We start from the raw sequence: 25,140 nt of genomic DNA on the forward strand, positions 1-25,140 counted from the left end.
TAATTGAAAATTTTTTATCTCTTTAAGTCTATTTATGTTTTCATCTTAACGTGAAGGTCGAATTTCCTACTCTAATCTAGTCCATTTCCCCAAATCGGGATGCAGACAATTAAGCGTGATAACTTTTGAAAACTTGTTAATTTCACTTTCGAAAACGGCTATAACCCCCGAATCCTTACTTGTTACTTGTGGAGGTAATAAAGCTGGAGAACGTTAGCAAGGTTTACGGTGGTCAGGTTGACACTCAAGCCCTAGTAGATGTGAACTTATCGCTTGAGGAGGGCGAGTTTGTTGCAATAATGGGTCCTTCAGGCTCTGGGAAATCTACACTTTTATCACTCATGGGAATTTTGGATCGTCCAACTAATGGAAAGGTTTACATTTACGGCAAGGACGTAACTTCCATGTCAGACAACGAGGTTTCTAAGGTAAGAAATTACTACATTGGCTTTGTCTTTCAGAGCTACAACCTGATTCCCAGACTAACCGCACTAGAAAACGTAGAAGTGCCCCTCATACCCAGGGGAATCCCAAGTCAAGAAATGGAGAAAATAGCAATGGCTTCTCTGAATGCCGTTGGAATAGGCTCCCTTTATAGGAAGAAGCCCAGTCAATTGTCTGGAGGTCAGCAACAGAGGGTTGCAATAGCTAGGGCAATAGCGCAATCCCCCAAGGTTATCTTAGCCGACGAACCAACTGGCAACTTAGATAGCAAGAGCTCTGAGGAGGTAATGGAAGTCTTCTCTAAGGTAAATAAGGAAATGGGAACCACGTTGGTGGTGGTCACTCATGATCAGGACGTTGCATCCTACGCCAGGAGGACAATTAGAATAAAAGACGGTAGGGTGGTAGAATGAAGAGAAATGCAGCTACAATCATCTTGGTGTTGATTCTCTCAGCCTTGTTTTTGGTGCTTTTGCCAATCTACTCCCTTGATGTTCAGTCTTCAATAGGAGCTTCAGGATGGGGAACCCCAAACGATCCAATAAATGCACATCCTGGATACAAGGACGTGCCGTTCTTTGTGATAGTTAGCGCGCCCGTAACCTTGGAGCCAGAGGAAGCTACCCTCTACCTTCCGTCCGGAATCCTTTCCTCAAGTTGTGAGGTAGAGGCCCAAGGTTCCTTCACGCAGTCGTCTCTTGGAAGTTATGTTATCACCTTCGACTTGACTGTGCTTTCCTCAACATCCCCTGGATATTACACCGGTTACCTTAACCTAGTTTTCGACAACTTGACAAATGGTAAGACTATACAGGAAACAGGGGAGGTGACGATTCCCGTAAAGCCTGTTATATATCCCACGGTACAGTTAGTCTGGGGGACATCTTCATCTCCTATCCTGTCTAGGGCAGGAGAAGGGATTACTCCCCTTACCTTAGTAGTAGAAAATCCATCAGAACATCCTATCTTAAACGTGAAGATAAATGTAACTTTACCTCACGGAGTTCTCTCGCTAACTGGCAAGCAATACCAATGTTTCCAAGTTTCTGCTATCCCCGAAGGTGAGGTCGTACCCATAACTGAACCAGTCAACGTTACTCCATTCTCCGAAGGCCAGCATCAAGTTAAGTATACGGTTTCCTTCACTAATTACTTGGAGTTCGAGTATTCTACCTCTGGGTCCTTCAATACTACAATATATCCCCTTTCTCCATTAAGTATTTCAGTTGAAGGTAACGAGAGCGACAAAAACGTGACTGCGGGCTCGCTTACCGACTTATACATCAATTTGAAGTCCAACACCACTGGAGTTCTTCTGTCACTTATACCTTCCCTGAAGACAGTTTACACTAACTTTACCCAAGTTTCTCTCACGCCAGGGGAGAGCTTAACCTTTGAGTACCAAGTTTACGTTCCAGAAACCTTAACGGGATACTTCCCAGTCATTTTCAAGGCAACGCTGGAATCCATGGGTCAAGTGGAGAACTTCACATTCTTTAAGTCAATTTACGTTGTGAATAACGCCACACCATCAATTGTGGATTCATTCTGGGGCGAGCCAAACCAGACAACTTTGGCTTTCCCACAAGAGGGAGTAACTCCCCTTACCTTAGTGGTAGAAAATCCCCTTCCAGTTCCCATAAGCAACGTAAACATAACCTTGATACCCCCCAGCGGGATTACTGACATATATCCCTACATCACTTTGCCAGGATTAGGCAACTTTTCAGTACATGAATTGGCTTACCCAGTTCAAATAGCCAACGTCAGTCCTGGCTTGCACATCTTCAAGTACCTACTTTCCTATGACGGTAAGACTGTGAACGGGAACTTCACCGCAGTCATCAGCCAGTTCTCTCCGGTATTCGCAAAGCCCATCATCTCTCCAATTCCAGCTGGAGGTTACTCTAACCTCACGGTTACCATCGTAAACAATGGCTCAATCCCAGCACAAGACGTAAGTGCATTCCTTGAAGTGAGAGGTTTAGAGGAAACCGCGTTCTTCAATCAGACCCTGCTTTACCTTCAACCACATTCCAATTCAACATTCGTTTTCTACTTGTACGCTCCGCCAAACCTCACCTCCGGCGTTTATCCTGCTCTACTTAAAGTGTTCTTCTCGGAGTACTCCAAGCTAATTAATGAAACCTACATTGTACCTTTAGTTGTGGTCAATGATCCGTCCTCTCTTGACGTTCAGTTAACTCCCACTATTATTTACTACTCCTCCAATAACACTGTCTTGCTTAAGGTTACAAATCCTCTACCTTCGCCAGTCTACGACGTTGACGTATCCATGTTAGCAAAGAGTCCTCTTTATATATCCTCTCCCCAAGTTTCAGTGGCTGAAATTCCTTCAAACACCACGACCACGTTCGTAGAATATATGATTCCTGAAATTCCTTCAACGTCAACCATCCCCTTGGAGGTAACTACTTCCTTCCTTTATAAGGGTTTACCTTACAACCAAGTAAGCGACATTCAACTGTTCTCTACGGGTAACGTTTCCATCTCCGTTAACGACGTTTCGGGCTCAGTGGTCAACGGATCCGTGGTTATAACTGGGACGATAGTGAACAATGGAAACTCCCCTGCTAAAGGAGTAATGGTAAACGTGGACAATTACACGTCAGTTTACGTTGGAGACTTATCCCCAGACACACCTACTCCTTTTAGCGTTTCATTCACAGTACCTTCGGGTTACTATCACTTCAACGTCACAGTTTCCTATTTGAACTCGGTTAACGACGAAGAGAGCGTGACTACCTCCCTATCTATGGGAGTATCTTACCCAACTACAACTTCTCATGACTCAAGCGTGAAACCGTTAGGCTTGATAACGGGAGCTGGAATTGTAATAATTATCTTTCTAATTATATTTCTAACGTTAAGGGGAAGGAAACATGAGGGTCAGTAAGTTTTTATCGTTCGCAATGAAGTCAGTGAAGGAGAGAAGGACCAGGGCTATCCTAACCATCTTGGGAATAGCCGTCGGTCCTGCCGCAATAGTTGCAATTAACTCCATGGTAGAGGGCTATTCAAATACGATTCTCTCTGAGATATCGGGTTTCCTCTCCCCTTATGATATAGTGCTAACACCATCAGGTGTCGGACCTTCCCTTACCCAGTATGTTGTAGATCAGCTTGATGCGATTCCGGGCGTTAAAATGTCCATACCTTTCTATACTATCCCAGCTTTAGCTAACACGCCTCAAGGTGAGATCGGGGTCTCCATTTTCTCAGTTAACCTCAATCAGCTTAAGGTTGCTGCACCAGCACTTTCTCTCATGAGTGGGAAGTATCCTCCATGTGTGGATTATGAAGCTATAGCAGGATATGATTTATCCTCGGATTATGGTTTCTCTTCTGGCGAACCAGTACAAGTAACATTATTCTACCACGGAATAAACGGTTCAAGATCATTCTTGATAACTGGTATCCTTAACGAATTCGGAAGCTTTCTCGGGGTTAACGTGGACAAATCAATAATAGTTCCGCTCTCCTTTGGAGAGCAGTTTTCATCGTCCTACAGCGGGGTTATAGTGGTAGCATCTTCCACTTCACAAGTTAACTCCATAGTTAATTCAATAAAACAAGAGTACGGTTCCTCATTTAATGTAGTAGTTGCACAAGAGTTCATTAATTTAATAGGAAAAACTTTAGTATCTCTGAATTCCCTTCTAATCTCGGCTGGAGCAACGTCTTTTGTGGTCTCCTTCATGGGGGTTACCACGACAATGTTCACTTCCGTGGTTGAGAGAACTAGAGAAATAGGCTTGCTGAGGGCTTTGGGGTTTACCAGACATGACGTTTTAGTGATGTTTCTTGCAGAGGCACTTCTCATGGGCTTCATTGGAGGTATCATAGGAATAGGAGCGGGAATGCTAATGGCGTTCCTTCTTACCTCTGAACACTTTGGACTTGGCTTCTCGTTCCTGAAAGGACTACAAGTTACCCCGGTTTACTCGCCAATATTCTTGGCTGAAGCTATAGGAATAGCTGTGACCCTAAGCATTCTTGCAGCCATGGCACCTTCATATAGGGCGTCGAAGCAGGAACCCTCCACCGCACTAAGACATGACTAGTTTTTATCCTTCTTCATGCTCCTCTCGTTATGTCTCCCTTCTGTTGATTTCTTTCCAGAACCTTTAATTACGCGTTTTATTTCGTTTTAATAATTTTTGAAAGAAAGAATTATAAGTTTTAACTGAAGATTCTCTTTATGGACAGAAATTGGTACGATTTACCTAATGAGGTAAGGTTCGGTATAAGATATCTCTCAGCCCATTTTTATCCAAAGAGATATATGGAAAGATGGTCCGTTCTTAAACCCCTTAGTGTGAAATTAGCAGATCAAGTTAAGGAGTACTCGCCTCAACAAGTGCAGGAGGAGCTTGATCATTTTCAATTCTTCGATTTATACTTCAGGGAGGAGCCACTCAGTCAAATAGAGTTACCTTCTTCTTATATAAAGTTCTTCGACGATCTAGTAGAGGACTTTCAAAGCGGCGAATTGGAGAGGATAGTGACTCGCTTTCACCTTGTCACTGAAGGGATTCTTGCAACTACCGGTCTAGACGTTTTAAGGAGAGCTGGGGAAAAGTATTCTTTACCTCAATTCGTTACAGGGATAAGACATATCATAGAGGACGAAGCAAGACACATAAATTTCGGCATGTCTCTTGTAACCTCCAAGGAGTACGCAGTGAAGAGAATTGAGGAACTTTACCCGCAGGCGAAAAGGATAGTTGAGGATGGGAAAGAGAAATTAGATCATTTAGTTCCATTCCAAGAAATATTGGAAGAAATGGAGGAATTGAAAAGGGGTAGAATCTACAGATTGTCAAAGTTATGAAAATAACACATATGCATGTAGTTATTTTCCACGTTTTTCAATTTAAAGAGAAATAGGATATTATAATCTCTTATGAAATCTAAATACAGTGTGAAACTCTAGTAAGGAACTCAACTCCTTTCGATAGTTTTTCTTGAAACTACTTCCTGAACTTCAGACAAGCTGGACTTTATCATGTCGTTGAGGATGTCCGCGAACCTTGCGGGTCCTTTGACAACCTTCGGTACTAACCATGGCATTGCCTTACCAAGTATTCCTACCTTAGCTTCCATTCTATTTATTATGGTTACGTAAGTTACGTCTCCTCTACCAAGGAGTCTAAATGAGACTTTGTATGTCGCAGGATTTCCGTTGATCTTCATTTCGTAGGTTAGAAGTTGTCCATCGAATATAGGACCCTTGATCCTTCCGAAGCTTATTCTATCTCCCGCATCGTTTCTTACGAAAACGCTTTTGGAGACGTCTTCTTTTTCTTTCTTTACAATAGAAATTTTCCCGCTTGCAGTGAAGAGCAAGTTAGGGTTAGTTATAACTTTCGACACGTAGTCCCTATTCATTTCTAGTTCCACTCGATCAGAGAAGGTTAGAAAGTGGAGGTCGTTGGACTTAACGTGACGGAAGAATTCTTCCTTCTTATTGAAATCTGTATCACAACATCTATATGCCATGAATCATAACTATCTATATTACTATTATACAGTATTTCTTAGATAGGTTTAAATAGAACTATATATAAAGTAGATAAATTTCTAAGATAATAGAGAAAGTTGACAAAATATTGTTAAGGGTATCATTTAAAAATATGGGAGAGAAAGACGAGGTAAACATTTGAAATTAAAAATTGATATGTAATCCCTTGAAAGCCGTACCTCCGTGCCATATGATCTTCCATGCTAATGAAACTATGGCGAAAATTAAACCTTCCAGTTCAGAATGAAGGAATAGAATAGCTGGAGTTAAATTAGGTAAAATAGAAACCATCTCTACTAAAGTACTGCAAAGCGAAAACTATCAAGGCTATGATAGCTGATAACTCAACCTCGTTTTTCATTCTTTTCATGGCTAGATTAAAAAGATCAGTACTGTAATCAAGTTGTACCTATGGAAAAGGACGGCTTAGATCCAGTCTATTCCTAAAAGATATTATTAAGGATGTAAATACTCTCTTTCACTCTCTAAGGAGAATCGCCAGAAGAGGAATCAAGAAAAGCACGGCTTGAAACACTCGGAAGTAGAGCGTGAGATTTAACACTTTATTTTCTGGAGATTTAATTTTGCATTCCGTCGTCCTTTATCTTTTGTGAGAAGTCATCAATTAAGGTACTTTATCTTTCTCATTTGGGTTTTTGGATAATTGTTCTTACTGTCTCTTTAAATTTCGAAGATCATTTTTCACTTTTATCTCTATTTTTAGTCGATATTCACTAAGTTATCAAGGAGTATTCAACGCTAGGAAAGTTTTGCTTTTTAGTCTCCTTTCTTGTCATAAATATTATATTTCAAGATACAATATTTAATATTTTTAGTTATAACACTATAATCCTTTTATTTTAGTAAAAGATAAGACTAAGCATGAAAATCTTGGCAATTTATCATAATCCAGTAGAAAGATTAGGTAACTTGAAGATCAATGCGGAGGAGAAATTCGCTAATGAAATAGAAGGTAATGAGAACTTCGATATGCTATTTCTAATGGGAGGGCCAATGGGTGTATATGAGGCGAATAAATATCCGTTCATAAAAAGGGAGATAGAATTAGTAAGAAGAGGGTATAAGGAAGGAAAGAAAATTTTTGGTATATGTTTAGGTTCTCAGATAATTGCAGAGGCCTTAGGAGGAAAGGTAATTAAAGGTCCTTTCGGTCAGGAGGTAGGAGTTCAAGAAGTTAAATTAGTTGATGAATTTATGGAGCTTTTTAAATCTGATAAGATACCTGTTTTTCAATTGCACGGAGATACTTTTTCACTACCGAGTAATGCTAAACTGCTAGCCTATAGCGAAAAATACTTTCAAGCTTTCAGAGTAGGTAAAGCTATTGGACTTCAATTTCATATAGAAGTCGATTCACAGATGGTAAAGGAATGGGTTAACACTTATAATTTGAGCCCTTCTTTAATCAATGAAGTCAAATATATAGAGAATAAACTACAAGACTATTCTTTAAAATTAATAGAATATGTTATGCATATATGAGTTAATTCGCCTCTAGGTTAGAAATTATTTTTTCCTATAAATATTTTATAAGAAATTTTTTGCCTAATCTTTTTCATTTTAGATTAGCCCAGGATTAAGTTAGTAGGATTTAGGAAGCCTTACCTTATAGGCTTATAGGTTACATAAAGATTATAAGTAAAGTTCTAATTGGGGAGGGAACGTTATAGTAGACGTAAACTACCCCTGCCCTTGCTGACGTTTTATCTGAGTTAGAAAGATGGGCATGAGCTAAGTCTTATCAACCAGACACGAGACATAATACGTTAGTGTTCATCATAAGGCCTGTGCAAACTCTTGTCTTACTTCACCAAGTTCTTAGACCTAGGTCTGGGGCTAAGTAGCAGATATCTCCGCATCCCTTTTCGCGACTTCAACTTACTCTTTAGAGTGGAACTAATCGGGAAGGAGATAAAATAGAGATACCACATCCATAACTGGAAGTTGATATTTGATGGACAACATAGTAAATTCTAAGGAATGAAGGCAGAAAGGATATTCTCTAGAAAAAATCTTTCACCTTAAGAGGAATCGTTAAGCATTAAGTTAAAAGAGATAAAAAAGGAAGGAAGCGTAATACCATGAGGATAATAGTTAAATAACCTTAATATGTAAAAAGAAGGAAGAAGATCTAATTCTTTATCAGTTATGGAGGTTCTATAAGATCTTCTTCAACTTAAACGCGACCACAATTACTGGTAATAACAGTAGGACGGAGATTATGTAAAGCTGGAAAGAATATTCATATCCTTTAGTGATTGAAACTGTAAGTAGAGTATAAGGTCTATAAACCAAGACCTTATTGGGTTCAGCACTCACCAGCATTCCTTTGAACATCCCTATCAATCCGTATGGTTTAAGCGGTAGCGAAATGTTTTCATTATCATTAAGATTGATTATCTGGTACCATCCGTTCTTATAGACTTCCACCGAATTTCCTAAGCCTGAAAGATATATTTGCATATCAGTGCTGTTATTATATGGAGATATGAATTGAACTGATCCTGGTATAATAGTAGCGTTTTTAAAGCTTGTGACTGTAATGTTAAAGCCATGGAATCTAATTACATTGTATATTCCATCTTTATATTGTATTAAATAATTAAAATCTAACTTGGCTATGTTATTGAAAAAGAACGAGGCAGATTGGTTACCTTTCAGCACTGTGACATTATATATGAATTGAAATATTTTGTAAGTAGATTTTTCGAATGTAGTAGACGCGTTACGTGTAAAAAAGACATTAGTTTCATTAGTTTTAAAGATTCCATCAACTCCTTCAAAAATATAGATGTAACCATTATTTATGTAAACTTTGGGGAAAACCAGTCCAGGTATAGTTGATCCCGATAAATACGAATATTCAGTAAGAGGTTGATTTAAAGGGATAGGTGGAATAGTAATATGTGGAAAACTTAAAAGAAATAATTTAACTTTTGTATTAGCAATTACCTGAAAGTTAAAGTTATAAAAAGTTGCATTAAACATTTCATAATTATCGGGATAGTTCTGCTCATATGTCTGATTTAAAGGAAGATAACATGATATTCCTCCGTTAAACAGAATAATGTTAGAAGATTGTGGAAAAGCATGTGCTAATACAGTTCCATTCTTTATATCTATTACATAATAAATTATATTTTTATTTTCTTCATATCCTCTTAAAATCAAATAATTTCCATGGAAGCTAGATAAAATATAAGAGCTTATTATGTTAAAATAAGAGTAATTGAATTGATTAGTGTCCAAGATGTCCAAGAAGGGGTTATCAAATTGTAAGTAGATAGGTTTATCTATAATTATATGAACTATACTATTGTTAATTAAATTAATTAAATTAAAAGTTATATTTACCTTATAAATACATTCATTTATTGAGAAATTTTTAATTACACTTTCTAGAGTCGCATTAACAAAAAATGAAACTATGTTTTTCCCTTCAACATACTCCTGTGGATCAACGGGTACAACTCTCACGATTTTTAACGAAGGGCTAATAACGTAAACTTTTCCGTTAATGAATGAGCCATTGTATAAATCTAAATTGTATAAATATACAAAGACATAACCATCATGAGACGAAAAAGACACCTTCGATTCATTATTGCCAATAATAGTTATGTTTTTCCCGCTGGAAGATAATAAAATTACAGTAAGATTTGAAGGAGGTGGAGGAAAAGAAAGAAAACAAATGATATTATGACACATATAAAAACTATTTTTTTCAATTATAGCGGATATATTATGGTTCACTTGAATGCAACTAACGGTGAAATTATCATTACTAACGGTTAAATTATCATTTTGAAATGGTTGATTGGATCCAGAATTCTGTGTTGAACTCTGTGTTGAACTCTGCTCTACCGAACCTTGTGCTAACGTCGCTAAAGGTATCATCAACAAGACCAAGCAAAACAAAGAGAGAACATCTTTCCCTGTCATGGAAATCTCCTTATTAGTCTTATCCAGCCTGCCAAGGTTAATGCCAAGGTTAAAAGAGAAATCTCCTCAATCCTATAGAAAGAGATATCCAAGAGGTAACCTCCTATTATCGTTGAGACGTAAAGCATTTCTTTTGTTCCCATGAATGAAGATAGACCACATAGCGAGAGGGAGAAGGCTATGGTAGGAATGAGGAGGGAAATAGTGTAAACTAGGGGAATTCCATCCACCAAGTATAGGACAATTAACGATGGTAAGGTAATGGAGGTGGACATGATGAATGAGGATATTAACTTAGAAATGAACACGGGGTTAACACCAACTAGCCTCATAACTAGATCCATCTGTCTCCTTGTTAAGGGAGACAAGATGAAGTAAGACGCTATTGCGATCATTGCCATGTCAATTCCCAAGGTAGCTAATACTACATTTATATTTTTTCCAATTAATATCGAAGCTCCATACTGAATAGGAACTCCTTTAACTGGTAACACATCCTGAGATGGAATCACTGAGAGGGAAGAATTTATTTCATGGTATACTCCATTCACCTTTACTTCGACTGGGGGCGAAGCCACCACAGTCTCCCCCTTCACCGTTATCATGGAAAAAGTGCCGTTGTTAAAGGAGGAGTAAGCATTAGAAGCCGAGCAAAATGTTGAATATTTTCCGCTAACGTGAATTAAGAACGTTTCATTCTCGGTTATGTGGAGAAATGAGGAAAGCACGTCCTTCTTTTCAAGCGGTGTTATACTTATTTTAATCCCGTTGTCGCTTACGTTTGAGACCGGAATAGAAAGCTCGAAAACACCATTTGAGGAGTTTACCACCTTGTAAAGTTCTCCAACAGAAAAATTAACTTGAATGGGAATACCTTCCCCATGAAAGTTAAAGGCGTAACCTGCCACTTCTATATATAAGGAGTTGTACTCAACTATTCCAACCACGTTATAGTAACCTGAGGGAATTTGGACAATCACCAAGGATAAGGATACAGCAATAAGCGCTAGGATGAGGAATGGATATGTCCTCCTCATTTCAAGCGTAAAAGCGGAGGAAAACCTCATCTTCTTCAACTTGAATCACTTCGTACTTTACACCTTCCATGTCTAGTGCATCCTCAACTTTTCTCTGGTCATTCCTTTCCCAAACCTCACCTATCTCACCTGCCATGGTAACATATAGGTCAGGAAAGCGTTTGACGATATTCTGGTTGGTCCTTATTACTTTGTACTTGAGGCCGTCTTTCCCACCACTGTAAGTTATCCTTCCGTGGGAGAGAATCATTACTTTTTCGCATAGATTAGTAATCTTCGTGTTATAATGGGCTAATATTACCCCACCGTTAAATTTGGATATAAAACGGGAGAAGAAATCTACATTTTCCTGATCCATTTCGTCCACTAATAAAAAGGAAGGGTAGAAAGGAAGGGAAATAGCTAGGGACAACCTCTTCCTCTCTCCTAAGGTTAAATCCTTTACTCTCTTGTTTCTATCCAGCTCGACTTGGTCTAGGTAGGGCAAGGCATCCACGTAGTTGGCTATGTCCTTCACCGTTAAAAGAGGATCAAACAACGGTACTTGGGGTATGTAGGCAACTGTTTTTCTCAGCTCTCCCTCGTCTGTTATGACTTTCCCTTGGGTAGGTTTACATATTCCAGCCATAATGTTGAGGAGTACGGACTTCCCGGCGTTATGGATTCCCACTATTGCTAATCTCTCCTTTCCGAGAGTAAGGTTTATCCCTTCCAATACATTGCCTCCTCGAAACCTCTTAGAAACGTTTAATACCCGAAGCAACGTTCTATGTTTCTTAGAGTAGGAAATAAGGATTTTCATAACAACGATAAACGAACAGACGTCATATGTTCTTGGCGACTTCTTTACCAATACTAGGACATTTTAAAAACGTTTCTTAATCCCTCTTCGCCTACGGTCTTAGACTACCCTTATTATCTTGTTATCATTTTAAAAATAAATAGTAGAGAAATTTCTGGTCATTTCCAATACTTAACTAGTAAATAAAATAAATGGTATCCTCGTTTTTCTCATTTATCTCATTATTGCCGCAAAGATCCCGTCCACAAGGGCTGGTTCTTCACTCTCTTCTTGAAGAGTATAAATAGTCATCTCTAGCACATTTAAAATATTGTATATCTCTCTATAAGCTTAGTAATGAAGACATAGTCGCTCAATAATGAGGTCTTAATCTTCTTAATTTTAAACGTGAAGGTAGTTAAAGTAAAACAAGAAATTGGAAAAAGAGAAAGAATGTAAGTACCGAGAAGGTAGATACATCTTTTCTTATTTTATATTTATTTGCATAAAAACTTTTATTTCTTTTTATCATCATTATCATCGCGTATTTTCATTTCCCCTTAACTTCATACTTTCTCCGCATACTATCTTCCACTCTTCCCTGCTAGATCTTTCTCCATCTCTTTTCCTCCGCCACTTTGCCTAGACGTCATATTTTTATGAGTTCAATCAATCTATACACGATGTCAGTTGTTGAAGCCGAGGGCTTAACAAAGAGGTTCGGCGATTTTGAAGCCCTCCATGGAATCTCTTTCATCGTAAGTAGGGGTACAATAACAGCTGTTGTTGGTCCAAATGGTGCTGGGAAGTCAACCCTTCTCAAGATTATCTCCGGCTTGATCAATAAGACCTATGGTCACATCTCCGTTCTCGGGGAGGACCCATGGAAACCAATATCTCTTCCAAGGAGGCTCTCAATCATATTGGATAGACCTTTCCTACCGACCCTTATAACAGTGGAGGACGTGGTTAGGGAAGCTGCCTCCGAGTTTCGCGTTAACCTCAAGGACGTTGTAAATCTCATGGACGAACTTAACCTCTCACTGTTCTTCAAGAACAAAGTAAAAGACCTCTCTACGGGGACTAAGCAAAAGCTTCAAATAGTCTTCTCTCTGCTGAAAAATCCTGAATTGATAGTCGCGGACGAACCTACAGCAAACCTCGACGTTGCATCTCGTTTTGAAGTTTACAACATTTTCATTAGGCTTAAGGAGAAGATGGGGGTTACAGTGTTGATCTCCTCTCATATTGCCTCAGAGGTCATATCAATCTCAACTCACGTCATGGGGATAAACAACGGTATCGTGAAATACTCTGGCGAGGTTTCACGTCTCATAAGGAAGGACATGTTAGAGGAGTTCTACATTGTGGTCGACAACGTTGAGGTAGCAAGGGAGGCGTTGAAGGGCTACACAACTGAGGTAACAGGAAATCAAATCAAGGTGAGAGGTAACATGGTTGATGTAGTCTCTAGGATTAACGCCTCAGGGGCTAGGATCTTTTATCTCAGGAACTCCCTTCTGGATAAGAGCGTTCAAGGTGAATTAGGTTGGGAATGACCGAGATGTTTCTGAAGCATAGGTATGGGCTATCGGGTCTCCTCACCTACTTAGATCTCTCCATGGCACTGAGTGCAGGGATCGTGGTAGCCTACAACGTCTCATTCCCAGAGAGCAGGTCAATTACTTCAAGTTCAGGGTCATCCCTGTTCCAGATACTATTTACCTTGGTATCTCTAGTCATGGCAGTACTAACTTTGAGGAATACATCCTTCGGCCTGGGTCAAGATTTCGCTGATGGGATTATCATCACTTTTCTCCAGATGAGGAGGAAAGATTTAGTCTTCCTCACCTTTTATGCAGTGGACGTGATACTTCCAGCCCTTTTCTTCTTAGTCTCATGCTTCCTGGTTTTTATTCTCTCTTCCTTCGACGCAGGACCTACGTGGGAGTTATTATTCCTCCTTCCCTTCCTTTTTCTGGCTAACTTGTCCTACGTGATCACTATCCTTGTGAAGAGACCATTCAGATCTTTTGTGGGTTCAGTGGTTGTTGCAATTTTCTCCCTTTTCTTCTTCTTCTTCGGCGGGTTAGTTAACCAACTCATCTTGGTTCCCATGGATTTGGTGTCTTTTGCGTTAGCATACTTTCTCTTTAAGGGCGTATCAGTTTGAGGTACGGTTTAGTACTATTGTCAATGGGTATTATCATTCTCCTATTGGGTGAAATTGTGTTTCCTTTCAATCCTACCGTAAGGGTTAAGGACCAGTTCACTATGCCTCCATGGTTTAAGTCAGCCACCGTAAACGTGGTCCACGGTAAGTATCAGATAAAGTCGGAAGGTCTAGAGGAGAACCTGAGCCAAGGTGCAGTGACATGTTTTACTAACTTCACAATGAATGGAAACGGAACGGCCTTAGTTACTCTTCACGGGTTAACATTGTTTTATGGTAAAGACTTCATGGACGTCTCAATATCACTGATGATAGTTGGGATACTTGTGGAGGTAAGCAGGGAAGCAATCAACAGAATGAGAAAGTAGAGGATATGTGGTGAGAGAAGAGATGTTATTTCCTCAGGCTTCTAGTGATATGTAGAAAATGTGAAGTTTGTCTGAACTTTTTATCTTTTTCCTCTCCTTCTTTCTCTTCGCTTTACGTTGCTATCATGTTTGCTCATATGTTGATCATCTCCTGTCAACCGTATACGGTTCTGAATGTCATTTTATTAAGATATATATTGAAAGAGTAAAAGATTAGGAGAAGAGGAAAAAGATGGCTATTTCTTACTTTCCTTTATCCATCCAATCTTATCCTTTCTAAATCCCTTAACTCTCTCCAGAACTTTTACCTTAATCTTGTCGTATATCTTCAGTGTATCACATAAGGGAAAACCCTCGTAAAAAGAATCTATAACGAAGGGATGAAACTCCTCTATCTTCTTATCTAACGAGGACAGTTCTACGAAGTATACGTCTATCCATTCCTCTTGGTGCATGGGAACATTGCCTTCACCGATCACCAAGATGTCGTAGTCGCTCTCCTCCGTGAAGTCTCCTCTACCTCTGGAGCCGAAAAGGATAACCGTATATTTACTGCACAATTCGTAAACGTAATCCATGAATTCTCTTTGTCTAATAGACAATCTACTTTCACGATTATTTTGAGGTTCTTTCATTAGCATCTGGAAATGATCTTATCACATAAATTCCCTTTCCTCTTTGCCCTTTTTTGTTTCTGGCTTCATCTGATTATGGAATGTTACCCTTATGGTTTAGCGATTACATAAATCTTTATGTAAAGTTTTAGAAGTTATAGATTCTCTCATTCAAATTAGGCGCTGAAACTAAATTGTGATCGTCCTCTTAAATACTAATACCATATGAAAGTCTGTCGTATCAATTCTCTTTTAAACTTGTATAAGGTACGCTTACACGAAGTAATATCTACTTTCTTTATTAAGGTTAAGCTTTTGAGATTAGCCTTCTCCAATTCTAGTTTAAGTACGTAACGTAAATATAAAGCCTTCATAAATAAGAAAATCTAACTGGAACCACTCTCATATCTTCTCCTTCTTTGATAAAATAGAGACATAAATAAGGAAATTCAGTGTTTTAGATGGTGTAATTCACACGTTCGAAGTTTATATAAGATACTTAGGCTACACTGAAATATAAAGAGTTTAAGGAGATTTATTATCTATCCTTTAGCTAGTCTCTATTCAGCTTCCATTATACCTGACTAACCTTCACTATTCCTCCTTGTTCTCTTTACCGAAGGAGTAGCTTACGCATATCTCGAAACCGTAACTTTCTTTTGTACACGTTATCTCTCTCTTGTCGTCTAGGCTTAGCATGTTATATAGATTATAAATAAATCTTATAACTCTTGTTGCACATAAACTTGTTTAAATATATCAAATGTCATACTCTATACTTATACATTACAAAGGTAGACTTTATCTTTGAAATGGATCAAATAAAATACAAAAGAAGTAAAGAACATTTTGATGAATCATGCTTTAATTCCAGCATTATCATCTAAACTGGAGATTATCGGGTCATTCACATGGAGGTTACAATAGGAGTTCCCACTTACAGAGAAGGGGGTTAAGGGGGCGGAAAGCCTCGCCTTTTAAGGCGGGGATGGATAGCCCCCTTATATTTAAATATTTCTTTTTTCAAAAATCTTTTAGTGACGCTAACGATGCTCCTCCCCAGCTCGATTGGGGGCTTAATGGGACTGTGAGAGGAGCAACCATCATCTTCCTTTTCCTTCAAGGGACTAGAGCTCAGCAATGAAAGTCCCCTACTCACTCTGTCCAAATGGGAGTGGTTCTCTGAGCCACTCGACTGCCCACCAAATGAGAGATGTAATCCCGAATCGATGGTGGGAACTATGAACCCTCTGGAGGGGAACCCTCGCCCTTCCAGGGCGGGGAGGAAGTCAGAGGAACGATGGTACCACAATTGAAGGTTTTCTCGAGGCTCTAAGGAGGCAATCCTTTAGGAGGTTCAGAGTTCTCTTGGTCTACAAACCCTCTGAGGGAGATAGGACGGAGGAGGTGATCTCAAGGTATAAGGACAAGTTAGACTTGGAAATAATATATCAGGACAAAGGTTACATTGAGGAGGCTATGAACATGCTGTTTTCTAGGGCAGATTCCGACTTGCTTCTCTTGACTGATGACGGCACTGTTCCCTCAAGTAACTGGGTAGAAGATCACGTTAAATCCCATCAGGTTTCGGAAAGGGGAATAGTTGGAAACAACAAGACGGTGAGGAAGATTAGGTTTGGCTTAGCGGAGAGGATCTACTCCAAGATATTCGAGAAACCAATAGACCCAAGGATGTCAGAATACGTAGTCATTATAGCGGAGACTGGTCTCTGGACTTACAATAAAAATGTGATGAAGTCTGGAAACGTCGTGAAGACCCTCGGTCTATCGGGTTATAATATGAGTGTTAAAAGGGAAGTATACAAGGACTTCAGACTTGAGGAAATGACCTTTCGTGGGGCTTATTACGAGAACTACCTAGGAGTTCACGCCTTGAGGAAAGGTTTTCACTCAGTCCTCATCGAGAACTGTTGCGAGACTGTTCACCTTGAGAGAGAGTCCATAAGTAGATCTAAGGATCTAAACGTGATCAAACAGCTCTACGCTGAAAGCGTGTTGTCAGCGTATTATTTCTCCAAGTTTTATAAGGTCAACTTGAAAAAACTATTTTTTGACATGAAAATTAAGACAATGAAGTGGAACATGAAGGATAAAAGGCCTGAGTCTCTTGCTGCAGTGTAAGGTCTAAGGATAGGTCTAAGGATAGCCCTTGAAGCAATTAAAGGAGGATATGAAGCGAGGCGAGTGAGAGAAATGCTGAGGAAGAGCTTGAAGATTAGCATGTGAAAGGGCGCGTTCATGTTAATATCTTGCTCTTTTTCTCTAGCTGACATAAAGAAAAATACACTTTTACCTGGTAATATAGGAAAGGGATAGGAGAGAAGAAAGAAGGAAAATGCGTTTTGGGATGGATGCATTTTTTGAGATGTTTTGAGATGCTAAACATTTTTATCTTGAGGCATGATAAGGTAAAAATAGGAGGAATTTTCTTCGCTTAAAGTTAATCTTCTTATCCTTCTTTCTTCTCTTATACATATTATTTATTTACATCACAGTAAAAGTCATGTCAAGTTATGAAGGAAGTCAGCAAAACTTTGCTATGTAATTTTATTGCTCCTTTTATTTGTTTTTCCTTTAACTCTTCTCAGCTTCTTCTCTTCAACTTCCTCTTTCCACTCATCTAGTTAAAAGTTAATTATGCGTTCACTTAAAACCTAATACTTCAGCATAGTTTCCTAGATCCAATAGACCGTGACCTGAGAAGCTCACCAACACGGTCTTCTTCTCTCCTTCCTCTCTAGCTTGATCCGCTATTTCCTTTATTATTGGTAACGCGTGGCTAGTTTCAGGAGCAGGAACCCATCCCTCAACCTCGGAGAATATCCTAGCCCACTTGAAAGCTGTGTCTTGATCGTAGTCCCTAGATTCAACTATCCCTTTGTTCATGAGTAGGGAAAGTGTTGGTGCAACGGCGTGGTATCTCAATCCTCCTGCGTATACTGGCGGAGGTATGAACTGTGAACCTATAGTGTACATCTTTAGCTGGGGTAGAACCTTCCCGCTGTCAGGGTAATCATATCTGTATACACCTTGTGTCATCTTGGGTACCTCTAGCGATCCTGAGGCTATGTACTTTCTCCTGATTTTTCCGCTTCTCAACTCGTCTCCAAGGAAGGGATAAGCTAATGCTGCATAGTTGGAACCACCTCCCACCACCCCTATGATGTAATCTGGATTTTCGCCAGCCATCTCCATTTGCACCTTAGCTTCCTGACCTGCGATTGTCTTGAACATTATGTCGGAGTTGACTACGCTCCCTACCACGTACTTTCCTCTGTTCTCCAAAGCGAACCTAACTGCGTCCGTGATTGCTATACCTAGGGAGCCAGGGTTGTTAGGATCCTTCTCAAGCAGTTCCCTACCGTAAGGTGTGAACTCTGAAGGAGAAGGATGTACGTCTGCCCTATACATCTGCATTAAGTACCGTCTGTATGGTTTTGCGAAGTAGCTTGTCCTAACCATGAAAACGTGAGCCTTCACTTTGAATAGAGCTGCAGCTAAGGAAACTGCTGCACCCCACTGTCCTGCCCCAGTTTCTGTGGACACAAAATTAGCTCCCTCCTCTTTGGCGAAGTAAACGTGTGCAAGGGCACTGTTTATCTTATGTGATCCGGTGTAAGTGTGGCTCTCCATTTTCAGGAAAATCTTAACCGTGTTTCCCAAGTAGTCCTCGAGTTTTCTAGCCCTTATAAGCGGGGTAGGTCTTCCAATCTGCATGTACCTATCGAGAATCTCTTCAGGTATCTTAGGATACCTTTCCTGCGAGAATTCATATTCAAGGACTTTTGAGGGTAGAACTTGCTTGAGGATTTCCATTGACCTACCTGTTTCGTCCATAGGTGTAGGTAACGGCTCTGGAAGATCTGGCAATATGTTGTACCACGTTTTAGGTATCTGATCCTGAGGTAAATCGTATCTAGTTATCATAAGATATTATATATATCTAAGTCCTTAAAAAGAGGACTTCCTCGCACTATTACATGAACCGTGTGGCGACAGGATAAGAGACGTTTACACACAACTATAATTCCAACAGATCACGTCAGGGGCTGAAGTAAGACTAAATGAAGAGGATACGTATAGAAGAGAACACGCCAAATATATGGAAAAAGGAAGATAAAGTAAAAAGTAAAAAAAGAAGAAGATATAAATAGAAAGGAAAGGAGATATCTCAACTAGCTGAGATATACGTACTGAACTCTCCTATATCTCCAGGAAAGCCTCAATAAGGTTTTCCCGTTCCTCCATTTCCTTTAAACAATTGTCGTAGCCTAATAACAAAGCTCAGGAGGTGAGCGTCAAAGGAGTTGGCTGGCTTAAACGTGATTGGATTGGGGTAACTGTCCAGATCTGCCACGTAGGTGTAGTCAACTCTTCCTCTCCCCGTGAAGTTCCTGTCCTTGTATATCCTCATAGATCTGACCTTGTAGTTCTCAGCCAATATGGTGAGAAACCAGAAAGGTTCATCCACGTCTATTTGGTAGGTTCTATTTACACTACCATAGATCTTTAGTCTATTCCCGTGAATAGAGAGCAAGTCCCCCTTTGCCATGTTTATCTCGTCCTCGATTCTACCTACGTATCTCGTCCCTAGAAGCACCCCGAGTTTTACTTGATATGATGAATGCATGCAATGTATTTATATTCTTGTCCGGTTTTCAGAGTGAGATCGCACTTATTATAAGGCTGGATATTACATATGCTATTGAGCCAAAGTAAAGTCCCAGTGTCAGGAAAAACAAGTAATAGAGCATTGTTGCTACCAAGTCCAACCAAAGACCGTCCGCTAAGCCGACTCCTCCCACTATTCCCCCGCCTGCAACGTCCAACTTCCTTCCCTTCAGCGTATCCACTATAACGTTACCCACGGTCTCAGGGAGAAATATAACTGAGAAGTTCAGCTTGTTTGGATAAGGCAGATATCCCACGTAATGGGAAATCGCGTACCATACCAAGATAGTCACCAATGGGAAGAGAAAGACAGCGAAGTTTGACGTTACAACTCCACCTGCAATTCCCTTTTTGGTGTAAACCACAACGACTCTCATTGTGACTCCGTAATAGAGCAGAGCTATACCAAGAACCAGGACGGGAAGGATGAGGCCAGTCTTCAAAATTGCGTCTCCAGTTAGGAACCCTGCAGTGGCTAAGAGTCCTATCAACGACAAATTGAAGCTTGTTCCATACTCCTTACCTACGGCGAAGAACGAAAGAAGGTATGAAAAAAGGAAGAAAGGAATCACCTCATCCGCCAGACGATCCAGCTTGAAAAAGTGGGAAAGAAGAAAGAATGAAACGTAAACCACTGTAGCACTCCACATCTGTAGTGAAGGCAATCCGTGGGTTTCCTGTTTCACTCTGTTTAACCTAACCAAGGACGTTATTGCAGAGCCAACTATAGCGTATAGTAGAGGGGAAGCTACGTAAGTGAGTAGCCCTAGATGATAAGGGAAAAATGGAGTATAACCTAGAAAGAACTCGCTCACGAAGAAAGCCCAGAACCAGGAGAGGAAGTATTTCACTGGCTCCTCGCCATCGAGGTAGGCTTGGGATATCAGCGAGATTAAGAGTGAACCAATTCCAACCTCTAAAACTTGGTCAAGAGGTTCGCCGAAGTTGAGGAAGTGTACCTTGGTTACAGCAACTGCAACAATTAACGCTGTAACGGCGAAGAGAGCCATCCTCGCCTCGTGACTGTAAAACCTCACATTAATAATGATTTTTCCTAGTCTTTTAACTCTAGGGGTTATCAAGCTAACTTCTTGACCGTAAGAAAGAGGGGAAGTTGAATTGAGACCTAGAAAGTGCTAACTAATAAGACATGATTATAAGTAAGACCTACTTCTTTGAGAAGTTTTGATTCTAATATAAGTTAATAATAAAGAAAGGATAAAAAAGAGAAAAAAACGAAAAGAAAGTAAGAAACTACTGTTAGGTAAGGTCAGAGAGACATAAGATAAGAAGGATCTAACATTCAATGACAGAAGTCTAAAATAAGTTATAGAGTACTAAAAGCCTTGCCTTTTATGGCGAGTATGAAGTCGGTTTGAGTTATGAATTCTTTGACACTATAAATACATATAAAAATAACTATATTTTCTAAAACTAAAGATCAAAGTTAAACAATGCGGAGAACTTGGCGGTATTAGTCCTATGTCCTAAGACCATCATTCAAATAACTTAAGGAAAAGCTATAGCATATAAAATATTTGGAATTTTTACAAAAATATGTAAAGAAAGATTTTAACAAATAGTTTTATTGTATCTTAAAATCTCTATTAGTAGTCTACAATGTTTATAGGACATTTCGGAATAGCTTTTATTCTAGGCTATTTTTCCCTTCCATACCTTTATGGGTATTTTTAACAGCGGTAAGTTTTCCAGATTTATTATGGCCAGTTTTAGTTCTAATTGGAAAAGAAAAAGTACTTATAAATAAGGAAGATCCTTTCATGAGTAACGTTAAGTTTGAAAGCTATCCTTAATTCTCACTCTCTTATATTGTCTTCCTTATTTTATGCAATGCCAGCAGCAATTTTCTCTATAGTACTTGAAAATGCTCTTATATTTCCATTATTTTTGATTGGAACTACATCGCATTGGTTTCTTGATTACTTTTACCATATGCATGACATGCCGGTGAAAGGTTTCGGTAAAGACAAGAAAGTAGGATTAAGTATGTGGAAGAACGGAACTATAGCGTTTTTTGTGGAGCTGATATTTTATATTGTAACTGTTATTTTATTTTTACCAAAAAATTTTATGATACCAGCTATCATTTTAGGTTTAATATTTCATTTAGCTAATTCCAACTCATTTTTTTGGATATATAAAGAAAAACTCGTTTGGAGGATATAAAACAAATGCTATAATAGTTTTTTTAGGCTATTTTCTCTTTATTCTGATAGGTGGAATATATATTTAATATTTCATTTTTTAAATATAAATATAAAAAATATCTTAGATTGTATTCCTTAGTTTTATTTTATATAGACTATATTTAATAGTGAATTGATATTCTCAGTATTTGTCTTCGTGTTTATTCTAGTATTGTAAGAGATATTCTTCTTTAAAGTGTTCCGCATTTGCAGGGTCTTTTGGAAAAATGGTAATGTGTCTGAGCTAAAAGAATGCGAATATCATTGTTTGATGAATAGACAAGAGGTAGATATAAGGGTAAAGCAAGAAATGCGTAATTTTTGTCTTTATTTAAAAATAAGAAAAAAGTTATCACAAGAGTCATGAAAAAGGGGAAAAGATACAGCGCATGTAAACGATCACGTCTACATGACCTCTACCCTAATAACTTAAGTTTCATCCAAATTCCTCGTTTAACCAACTAGACCATTTATTAGTTGTCGCACCTTTTTTCTCTGTAGCATGAAAATTGCAATCATAGGAGCGGGAAACATAGGATCTTCTCTAGCGCTTGGGATCAGGGGAAAATATCAAGTTGTAGTCACCGCTAAGTCAGAGAAGACCGTTTCTATATTGAGAGAAAGAGGTTTTCAAGTAATGAAGAACAGAGACGCAGTATCGTGGGCTGACGTAGTAGTCTTGAGCGTGAAGCCCTTTCAACTGAGGGATGTCTTAAGGGAAACGTATGATTTGATGAGCGAAAAAACTCTCATCTCTGTAATTGCTGGAGTGAGGATCGAATCGTTAAAGAGGATAACCGGTTCCAAGCGTGTGTTTAGGGCTATGCCTAACTTGGGCATATCAATAAAGAAATCCGTTACTGCCCTCTCTGGCGACGAAATAGAGGAAAATGTAGAGGAAATTTTCTCCATGGTTGGAAAGACTTTCTGGATTGATGAAAGATCATTTGATGCATGGACCGCACTTGTTGGTAGCGGTCCCGGAATTTTGGCTGAATTGATTGACGGTTTAATGTTGGGAGGAGTTAAAGCTGGGCTAAAACCTTCAGTTTCCCTTTCCGCATTATTGGACACGCTAGAAGTTACCCTTGAGTTGTTGAGGAAAGAAAGTCCCTCAAGCCTAAGAGATAAGGTAGCTACTCCAGGGGGAACCACAATTGAAGCCATATACACGATGGAGTACGAGAAGGTTAAGGGAGGTCTAATTAAGGCTATATATGATGCGTCAAGACGCTCTAAGGAGATTTCCGAGGAGTTAGAGATGTCTCTACAACACTAACGATCTCCTTATATTATTTTTTATCCATGTGGAGACGGAAAGCTTTCCGTAAATCACTGAATTCACATGACTTGAGAAAGCTCATGAGCATTTTGCACTTAACGTATTTTCCCCCTCTATTTTCTCATTTTTTAGATAAAAAAATAAATATTAACTTGTATATATGAATTATAATAAATGCTTCATTTTATTGGAGTTAAATCTGAGGAAAAAGAATATATATTTACATATTAATGTTTTTATACATAAGCGTTGAAGCTTCAATATTTTTATAGCTAAAGTGCTATCTTTAACTTCTCGGAATTGTTGCTTACACGCAAGAGTTGGACTTTATTGAAAAATAAAGTCTATTTGTTATTAAATGAGCTATGATGTATATTATATAAACGTACGAGCACGTTCTCAGTTTCTTCTTTATGTCAAAAAGAAACGTTCCTATAATAACCCCCTACCTTTAACATTGGTTATTAAATTTAGCGTAAAGGTACTTCGGAAAAGACTTATAATATAATCTTCGTAACATCATTTATGAAAACTAGCATACTAATTGGTATAATTGCCATTGTGCTTATTGTTGTTGCTGCTGGTGCTGCACTTTATGTTTATACTAGTCACCCTTCAACCTCTACATCTAGCTCTACGTCTATGATAGTTCCTTCTACAACTTCAACTACAACTTCAACTAGCTCTACATCAACTTCTACATCATCTACATCAACTTCTACATCAACTTCCTCTAATACTACCCAAGTATTTCCGTCCACTGCAAATTCCTACTACGGTCTATTCTCTCCTTCTAATGCAACTTCAGTAACTGGGATGAACAAATTCTACGTATTATCTTACCTAGAAATAGAGAACCTCAACACGCTCAAGGTAGGATCTACTGTAGGCGGCTCCAGTATTTCATCCGCAATGTTTCCATCTGGAATTCCAACGTCCAAGTTTGCTTACATAATTAATATGTCAGCTCCAGTTTACATGGAAGTGTTGGCACATAACTCAACTACGTATATGCTGCTATCCGCATTTAATTACAATACTACCAAGGGAGAGTCGTCTGCCATGCTGATAAGCGGTATCCTAGGTTCAATATTGAAGAACGCATCCTCAGGTTATTATAACGGTTTACAGTACGTCTACGGTTACTATAATGCAAGTTCGAACCATAATTTCATGGGCAATATATCAATGATGAAATCAAAAGCTGTTCTCGGTATAGCCTTCGGTTACCTTAGCAATGGAAGGGCATTCTTTGTAGTTGCAGCAGGTACTCAGAACGTTTCAAACACGGCATTCTCTACCCTTAAAATGTTAGCCTTGATAGACTCAGGAAAGATTCCATCTCCGCCTAAGCAGCTGGTTAGCACGGCTTTTCCCACGATAGAGTACGGATATCTCAACGCTACTTTACTACGCAATATTGCAATGTCAATAAACTACACTACTAACACAACCTATAACGTACACAACGTAAGCTTCAATATGAACGTAACTTTCCTGAAATATCTAAAGTACGTTAACTTTACCTCAGCATCTGAGCTCGTTTCTGCTCAAGTAATGACAACTTCTTCTCATCATCCATCTGTTCAATTTATATCCCTAGCAGTAGCTAACACGACTAACGGAACAGCAATAACTAACTTGATAGACTTATTATCAACTCATGTTAATGGGACAATTTACTTCAACGGAACTAGCAATGGTGCACGACTATTAATAGTATATCTACCACATTCCAATCTTACATATGCCGTCGCATCATACGATAACTTTGCAATCACTGCAGCATACTATTCAAAGGTTGATGAAGGAGCCTATCTGATGGACTTAATACAGAGTGAGGTTAGCCTACTATCATAAACTTAACTTACAAAATTTTTGTTTAGTTAGTTTTAAAGACTTAATTATCTCATTTTTTTAAAAAATTGATAAGTAATAAATCTAAAGAGCTAATTGCATTGAGGAGTCTATTTAATCCTATGGTGTCATGAAAAATTTTTCGTCTCCTATTAATGACTTCATTATATACCTTCC

The 25,140-nt window shown here is 38.9% G+C and carries 21 protein-coding genes; 12 read left to right on the forward strand and 9 right to left on the reverse strand.

Annotated features, from left to right (window positions below; translation table 11 throughout):
- Nucleotides 1-188: 188 nt before the first annotated feature.
- The 4 genes from RQ359_RS05290 (at nucleotide 189) to RQ359_RS05305 (ending at nucleotide 5,299) form a co-directional block, all read left to right on the forward strand.
- On the forward strand, nucleotides 189-857 hold the full coding sequence (locus RQ359_RS05290; protein ID WP_054839225.1) for an ABC transporter ATP-binding protein: 669 nt from the start codon (nucleotides 189-191) through the stop codon (nucleotides 855-857).
- Nucleotides 854-3,361, forward strand: a complete 2,508-nt coding sequence (locus RQ359_RS05295) for a COG1361 family protein (protein ID WP_156017615.1) — start codon at nucleotides 854-856, stop codon at nucleotides 3,359-3,361. Before RQ359_RS05290 ends, RQ359_RS05295 begins: the two co-directional genes overlap by 4 nt.
- A complete protein-coding gene (locus RQ359_RS05300) occupies nucleotides 3,348-4,529 on the forward strand; it encodes an ABC transporter permease (RefSeq protein WP_156017612.1) in 1,182 nt (393 codons plus the stop codon). Before RQ359_RS05295 ends, RQ359_RS05300 begins: the two co-directional genes overlap by 14 nt.
- Before the next feature lie 137 nt (nucleotides 4,530-4,666).
- Nucleotides 4,667-5,299 (forward strand): ferritin family protein, encoded by a 633-nt coding sequence (locus RQ359_RS05305; protein WP_156017609.1) that lies wholly within the window; start codon nucleotides 4,667-4,669, stop codon nucleotides 5,297-5,299.
- Between the two features lie 110 nt (nucleotides 5,300-5,409).
- Here the strand turns inward: RQ359_RS05305 and RQ359_RS05310 are convergent, their stop codons facing one another.
- Complete coding sequence (locus tag RQ359_RS05310) at nucleotides 5,410-5,967, reverse strand: hypothetical protein (protein WP_156017606.1); 558 nt, start codon at nucleotides 5,965-5,967, stop codon at nucleotides 5,410-5,412.
- A 166-nt stretch (nucleotides 5,968-6,133) separates the two neighbouring features.
- Nucleotides 6,134-6,280, reverse strand: coding sequence for a hypothetical protein (locus RQ359_RS05315; RefSeq protein WP_157043063.1), 147 nt, complete (start codon nucleotides 6,278-6,280; stop codon nucleotides 6,134-6,136).
- Nucleotides 6,281-6,871: 591 nt separating this feature from the next.
- On the opposite strand from RQ359_RS05315, the gene RQ359_RS05320 reads away from it, so the two are divergent.
- Nucleotides 6,872-7,492, forward strand: a complete 621-nt coding sequence (locus tag RQ359_RS05320; protein WP_054839384.1) for a type 1 glutamine amidotransferase — start codon at nucleotides 6,872-6,874, stop codon at nucleotides 7,490-7,492.
- Between the two features lie 675 nt (nucleotides 7,493-8,167).
- On the opposite strand, the gene RQ359_RS05325 is transcribed toward RQ359_RS05320, so the two are convergent.
- The 3 genes from RQ359_RS05325 to RQ359_RS05335 form a co-directional block, all read right to left on the reverse strand.
- Nucleotides 8,168-9,268 (reverse strand): hypothetical protein, encoded by a 1,101-nt coding sequence (locus RQ359_RS05325; RefSeq protein ID WP_054839186.1) that lies wholly within the window; start codon nucleotides 9,266-9,268, stop codon nucleotides 8,168-8,170.
- Nucleotides 9,269-9,948: 680 nt separating this feature from the next.
- Nucleotides 9,949-11,028 carry a hypothetical protein gene (locus RQ359_RS05330; RefSeq protein ID WP_156017604.1) on the reverse strand — a complete coding sequence of 360 codons (1,080 nt, stop codon included), beginning with the start codon at nucleotides 11,026-11,028 and terminating at the stop codon, nucleotides 9,949-9,951.
- Nucleotides 10,991-11,704 carry an ATP-binding cassette domain-containing protein gene (locus tag RQ359_RS05335; RefSeq protein WP_240900199.1) on the reverse strand — a complete coding sequence of 238 codons (714 nt, stop codon included), beginning with the start codon at nucleotides 11,702-11,704 and terminating at the stop codon, nucleotides 10,991-10,993. Before RQ359_RS05335 ends, RQ359_RS05330 begins: the two co-directional genes overlap by 38 nt.
- Before the next feature lie 749 nt (nucleotides 11,705-12,453).
- On the opposite strand from RQ359_RS05335, the gene RQ359_RS05340 reads away from it, so the two are divergent.
- Genes RQ359_RS05340 through RQ359_RS05350 form a run of 3 tightly spaced genes read left to right on the forward strand, consistent with a single transcriptional unit; the run spans nucleotide 12,454 to nucleotide 14,311 of the window.
- Complete coding sequence (locus RQ359_RS05340) at nucleotides 12,454-13,329, forward strand: ABC transporter ATP-binding protein (protein WP_054839191.1); 876 nt, start codon at nucleotides 12,454-12,456, stop codon at nucleotides 13,327-13,329.
- A complete protein-coding gene (locus RQ359_RS05345; protein ID WP_156017598.1) occupies nucleotides 13,320-13,943 on the forward strand; it encodes a hypothetical protein in 624 nt (207 codons plus the stop codon). Before RQ359_RS05340 ends, RQ359_RS05345 begins: the two co-directional genes overlap by 10 nt.
- A complete protein-coding gene (locus RQ359_RS05350) occupies nucleotides 13,940-14,311 on the forward strand; it encodes a hypothetical protein (RefSeq protein ID WP_156017597.1) in 372 nt (123 codons plus the stop codon). Before RQ359_RS05345 ends, RQ359_RS05350 begins: the two co-directional genes overlap by 4 nt.
- A gap of 236 nt (nucleotides 14,312-14,547) precedes the next feature.
- Here RQ359_RS05350 and RQ359_RS05355 read toward each other — a convergent pair whose 3' ends face one another.
- Nucleotides 14,548-14,913, reverse strand: a complete 366-nt coding sequence (locus RQ359_RS05355) for a nucleotidyltransferase family protein (RefSeq protein WP_162309002.1) — start codon at nucleotides 14,911-14,913, stop codon at nucleotides 14,548-14,550.
- A 1,323-nt stretch (nucleotides 14,914-16,236) separates the two neighbouring features.
- Between RQ359_RS05355 and RQ359_RS05360 the strand changes: the two genes are divergently transcribed.
- Nucleotides 16,237-17,067, forward strand: a complete 831-nt coding sequence (locus RQ359_RS05360; protein WP_420856784.1) for a glycosyltransferase — start codon at nucleotides 16,237-16,239, stop codon at nucleotides 17,065-17,067.
- A gap of 522 nt (nucleotides 17,068-17,589) precedes the next feature.
- On the opposite strand, the gene RQ359_RS05365 is transcribed toward RQ359_RS05360, so the two are convergent.
- The 3 genes from RQ359_RS05365 to RQ359_RS05375 all read right to left on the reverse strand — a co-directional run bounded on the left by RQ359_RS05365 (nucleotide 17,590) and on the right by RQ359_RS05375 (nucleotide 20,654).
- Nucleotides 17,590-18,873: a TrpB-like pyridoxal phosphate-dependent enzyme gene (locus tag RQ359_RS05365; protein ID WP_054839284.1), complete on the reverse strand. Its 1,284-nt coding sequence runs from the start codon at nucleotides 18,871-18,873 to the stop codon at nucleotides 17,590-17,592.
- 295 nt (nucleotides 18,874-19,168) lie between these two features.
- Complete coding sequence (locus RQ359_RS05370; RefSeq protein WP_156017591.1) at nucleotides 19,169-19,576, reverse strand: hypothetical protein; 408 nt, start codon at nucleotides 19,574-19,576, stop codon at nucleotides 19,169-19,171.
- Nucleotides 19,577-19,604: 28 nt separating this feature from the next.
- Complete coding sequence (locus tag RQ359_RS05375) at nucleotides 19,605-20,654, reverse strand: hypothetical protein (protein WP_156017588.1); 1,050 nt, start codon at nucleotides 20,652-20,654, stop codon at nucleotides 19,605-19,607.
- Nucleotides 20,655-21,468: 814 nt separating this feature from the next.
- On the opposite strand from RQ359_RS05375, the gene RQ359_RS05380 reads away from it, so the two are divergent.
- From RQ359_RS05380 to RQ359_RS05390, 3 genes are all read left to right on the forward strand, one after another.
- Entirely contained in the window at nucleotides 21,469-21,804 is a 336-nt protein-coding gene (locus RQ359_RS05380; RefSeq protein ID WP_156017585.1) for a hypothetical protein, read from the forward strand.
- A 522-nt stretch (nucleotides 21,805-22,326) separates the two neighbouring features.
- On the forward strand, nucleotides 22,327-23,103 hold the full coding sequence (proC, locus tag RQ359_RS05385) for a pyrroline-5-carboxylate reductase (RefSeq protein WP_054838581.1): 777 nt from the start codon (nucleotides 22,327-22,329) through the stop codon (nucleotides 23,101-23,103).
- Between the two features lie 528 nt (nucleotides 23,104-23,631).
- On the forward strand, nucleotides 23,632-24,966 hold the full coding sequence (locus RQ359_RS05390) for a hypothetical protein (RefSeq protein WP_156017582.1): 1,335 nt from the start codon (nucleotides 23,632-23,634) through the stop codon (nucleotides 24,964-24,966).
- The last annotated feature ends 174 nt before the right edge of the window (nucleotides 24,967-25,140 follow it).

The organism is Sulfuracidifex metallicus DSM 6482 = JCM 9184 (genome assembly GCA_032834875.1).
GTDB lineage: Archaea > Thermoproteota > Thermoprotei_A > Sulfolobales > Sulfolobaceae > Sulfuracidifex > Sulfuracidifex metallicus.

Excerpts from the sequence above, each read along its gene's own strand:
- RQ359_RS05295 (WP_156017615.1), top strand. The coding sequence starts at position 854 with ATGAAGAGAAATGCAGCTACAATCATCTTGGTGTTGATTCTCTCAGCC.
- RQ359_RS05300 (WP_156017612.1), top strand. The coding sequence starts at position 3,348 with ATGAGGGTCAGTAAGTTTTTATCGTTCGCAATGAAGTCAGTGAAGGAG.
- RQ359_RS05305 (WP_156017609.1), top strand. The coding sequence starts at position 4,667 with ATGGACAGAAATTGGTACGATTTACCTAATGAGGTAAGGTTCGGTATA.
- RQ359_RS05310 (WP_156017606.1), bottom strand. The coding sequence starts at position 5,967 with ATGGCATATAGATGTTGTGATACAGATTTCAATAAGAAGGAAGAATTC.
- RQ359_RS05315 (WP_157043063.1), bottom strand. The coding sequence starts at position 6,280 with ATGGTTTCTATTTTACCTAATTTAACTCCAGCTATTCTATTCCTTCAT.
- RQ359_RS05320 (WP_054839384.1), top strand. The coding sequence starts at position 6,872 with ATGAAAATCTTGGCAATTTATCATAATCCAGTAGAAAGATTAGGTAAC.
- RQ359_RS05340 (WP_054839191.1), top strand. The coding sequence starts at position 12,454 with ATGTCAGTTGTTGAAGCCGAGGGCTTAACAAAGAGGTTCGGCGATTTT.
- RQ359_RS05365 (WP_054839284.1), bottom strand. The coding sequence starts at position 18,873 with ATGATAACTAGATACGATTTACCTCAGGATCAGATACCTAAAACGTGG.
- RQ359_RS05370 (WP_156017591.1), bottom strand. The coding sequence starts at position 19,576 with ATGCATTCATCATATCAAGTAAAACTCGGGGTGCTTCTAGGGACGAGA.
- RQ359_RS05380 (WP_156017585.1), top strand. The coding sequence starts at position 21,469 with ATGCCAGCAGCAATTTTCTCTATAGTACTTGAAAATGCTCTTATATTT.
- proC (WP_054838581.1), top strand. The coding sequence starts at position 22,327 with ATGAAAATTGCAATCATAGGAGCGGGAAACATAGGATCTTCTCTAGCG.
- RQ359_RS05390 (WP_156017582.1), top strand. The coding sequence starts at position 23,632 with ATGAAAACTAGCATACTAATTGGTATAATTGCCATTGTGCTTATTGTT.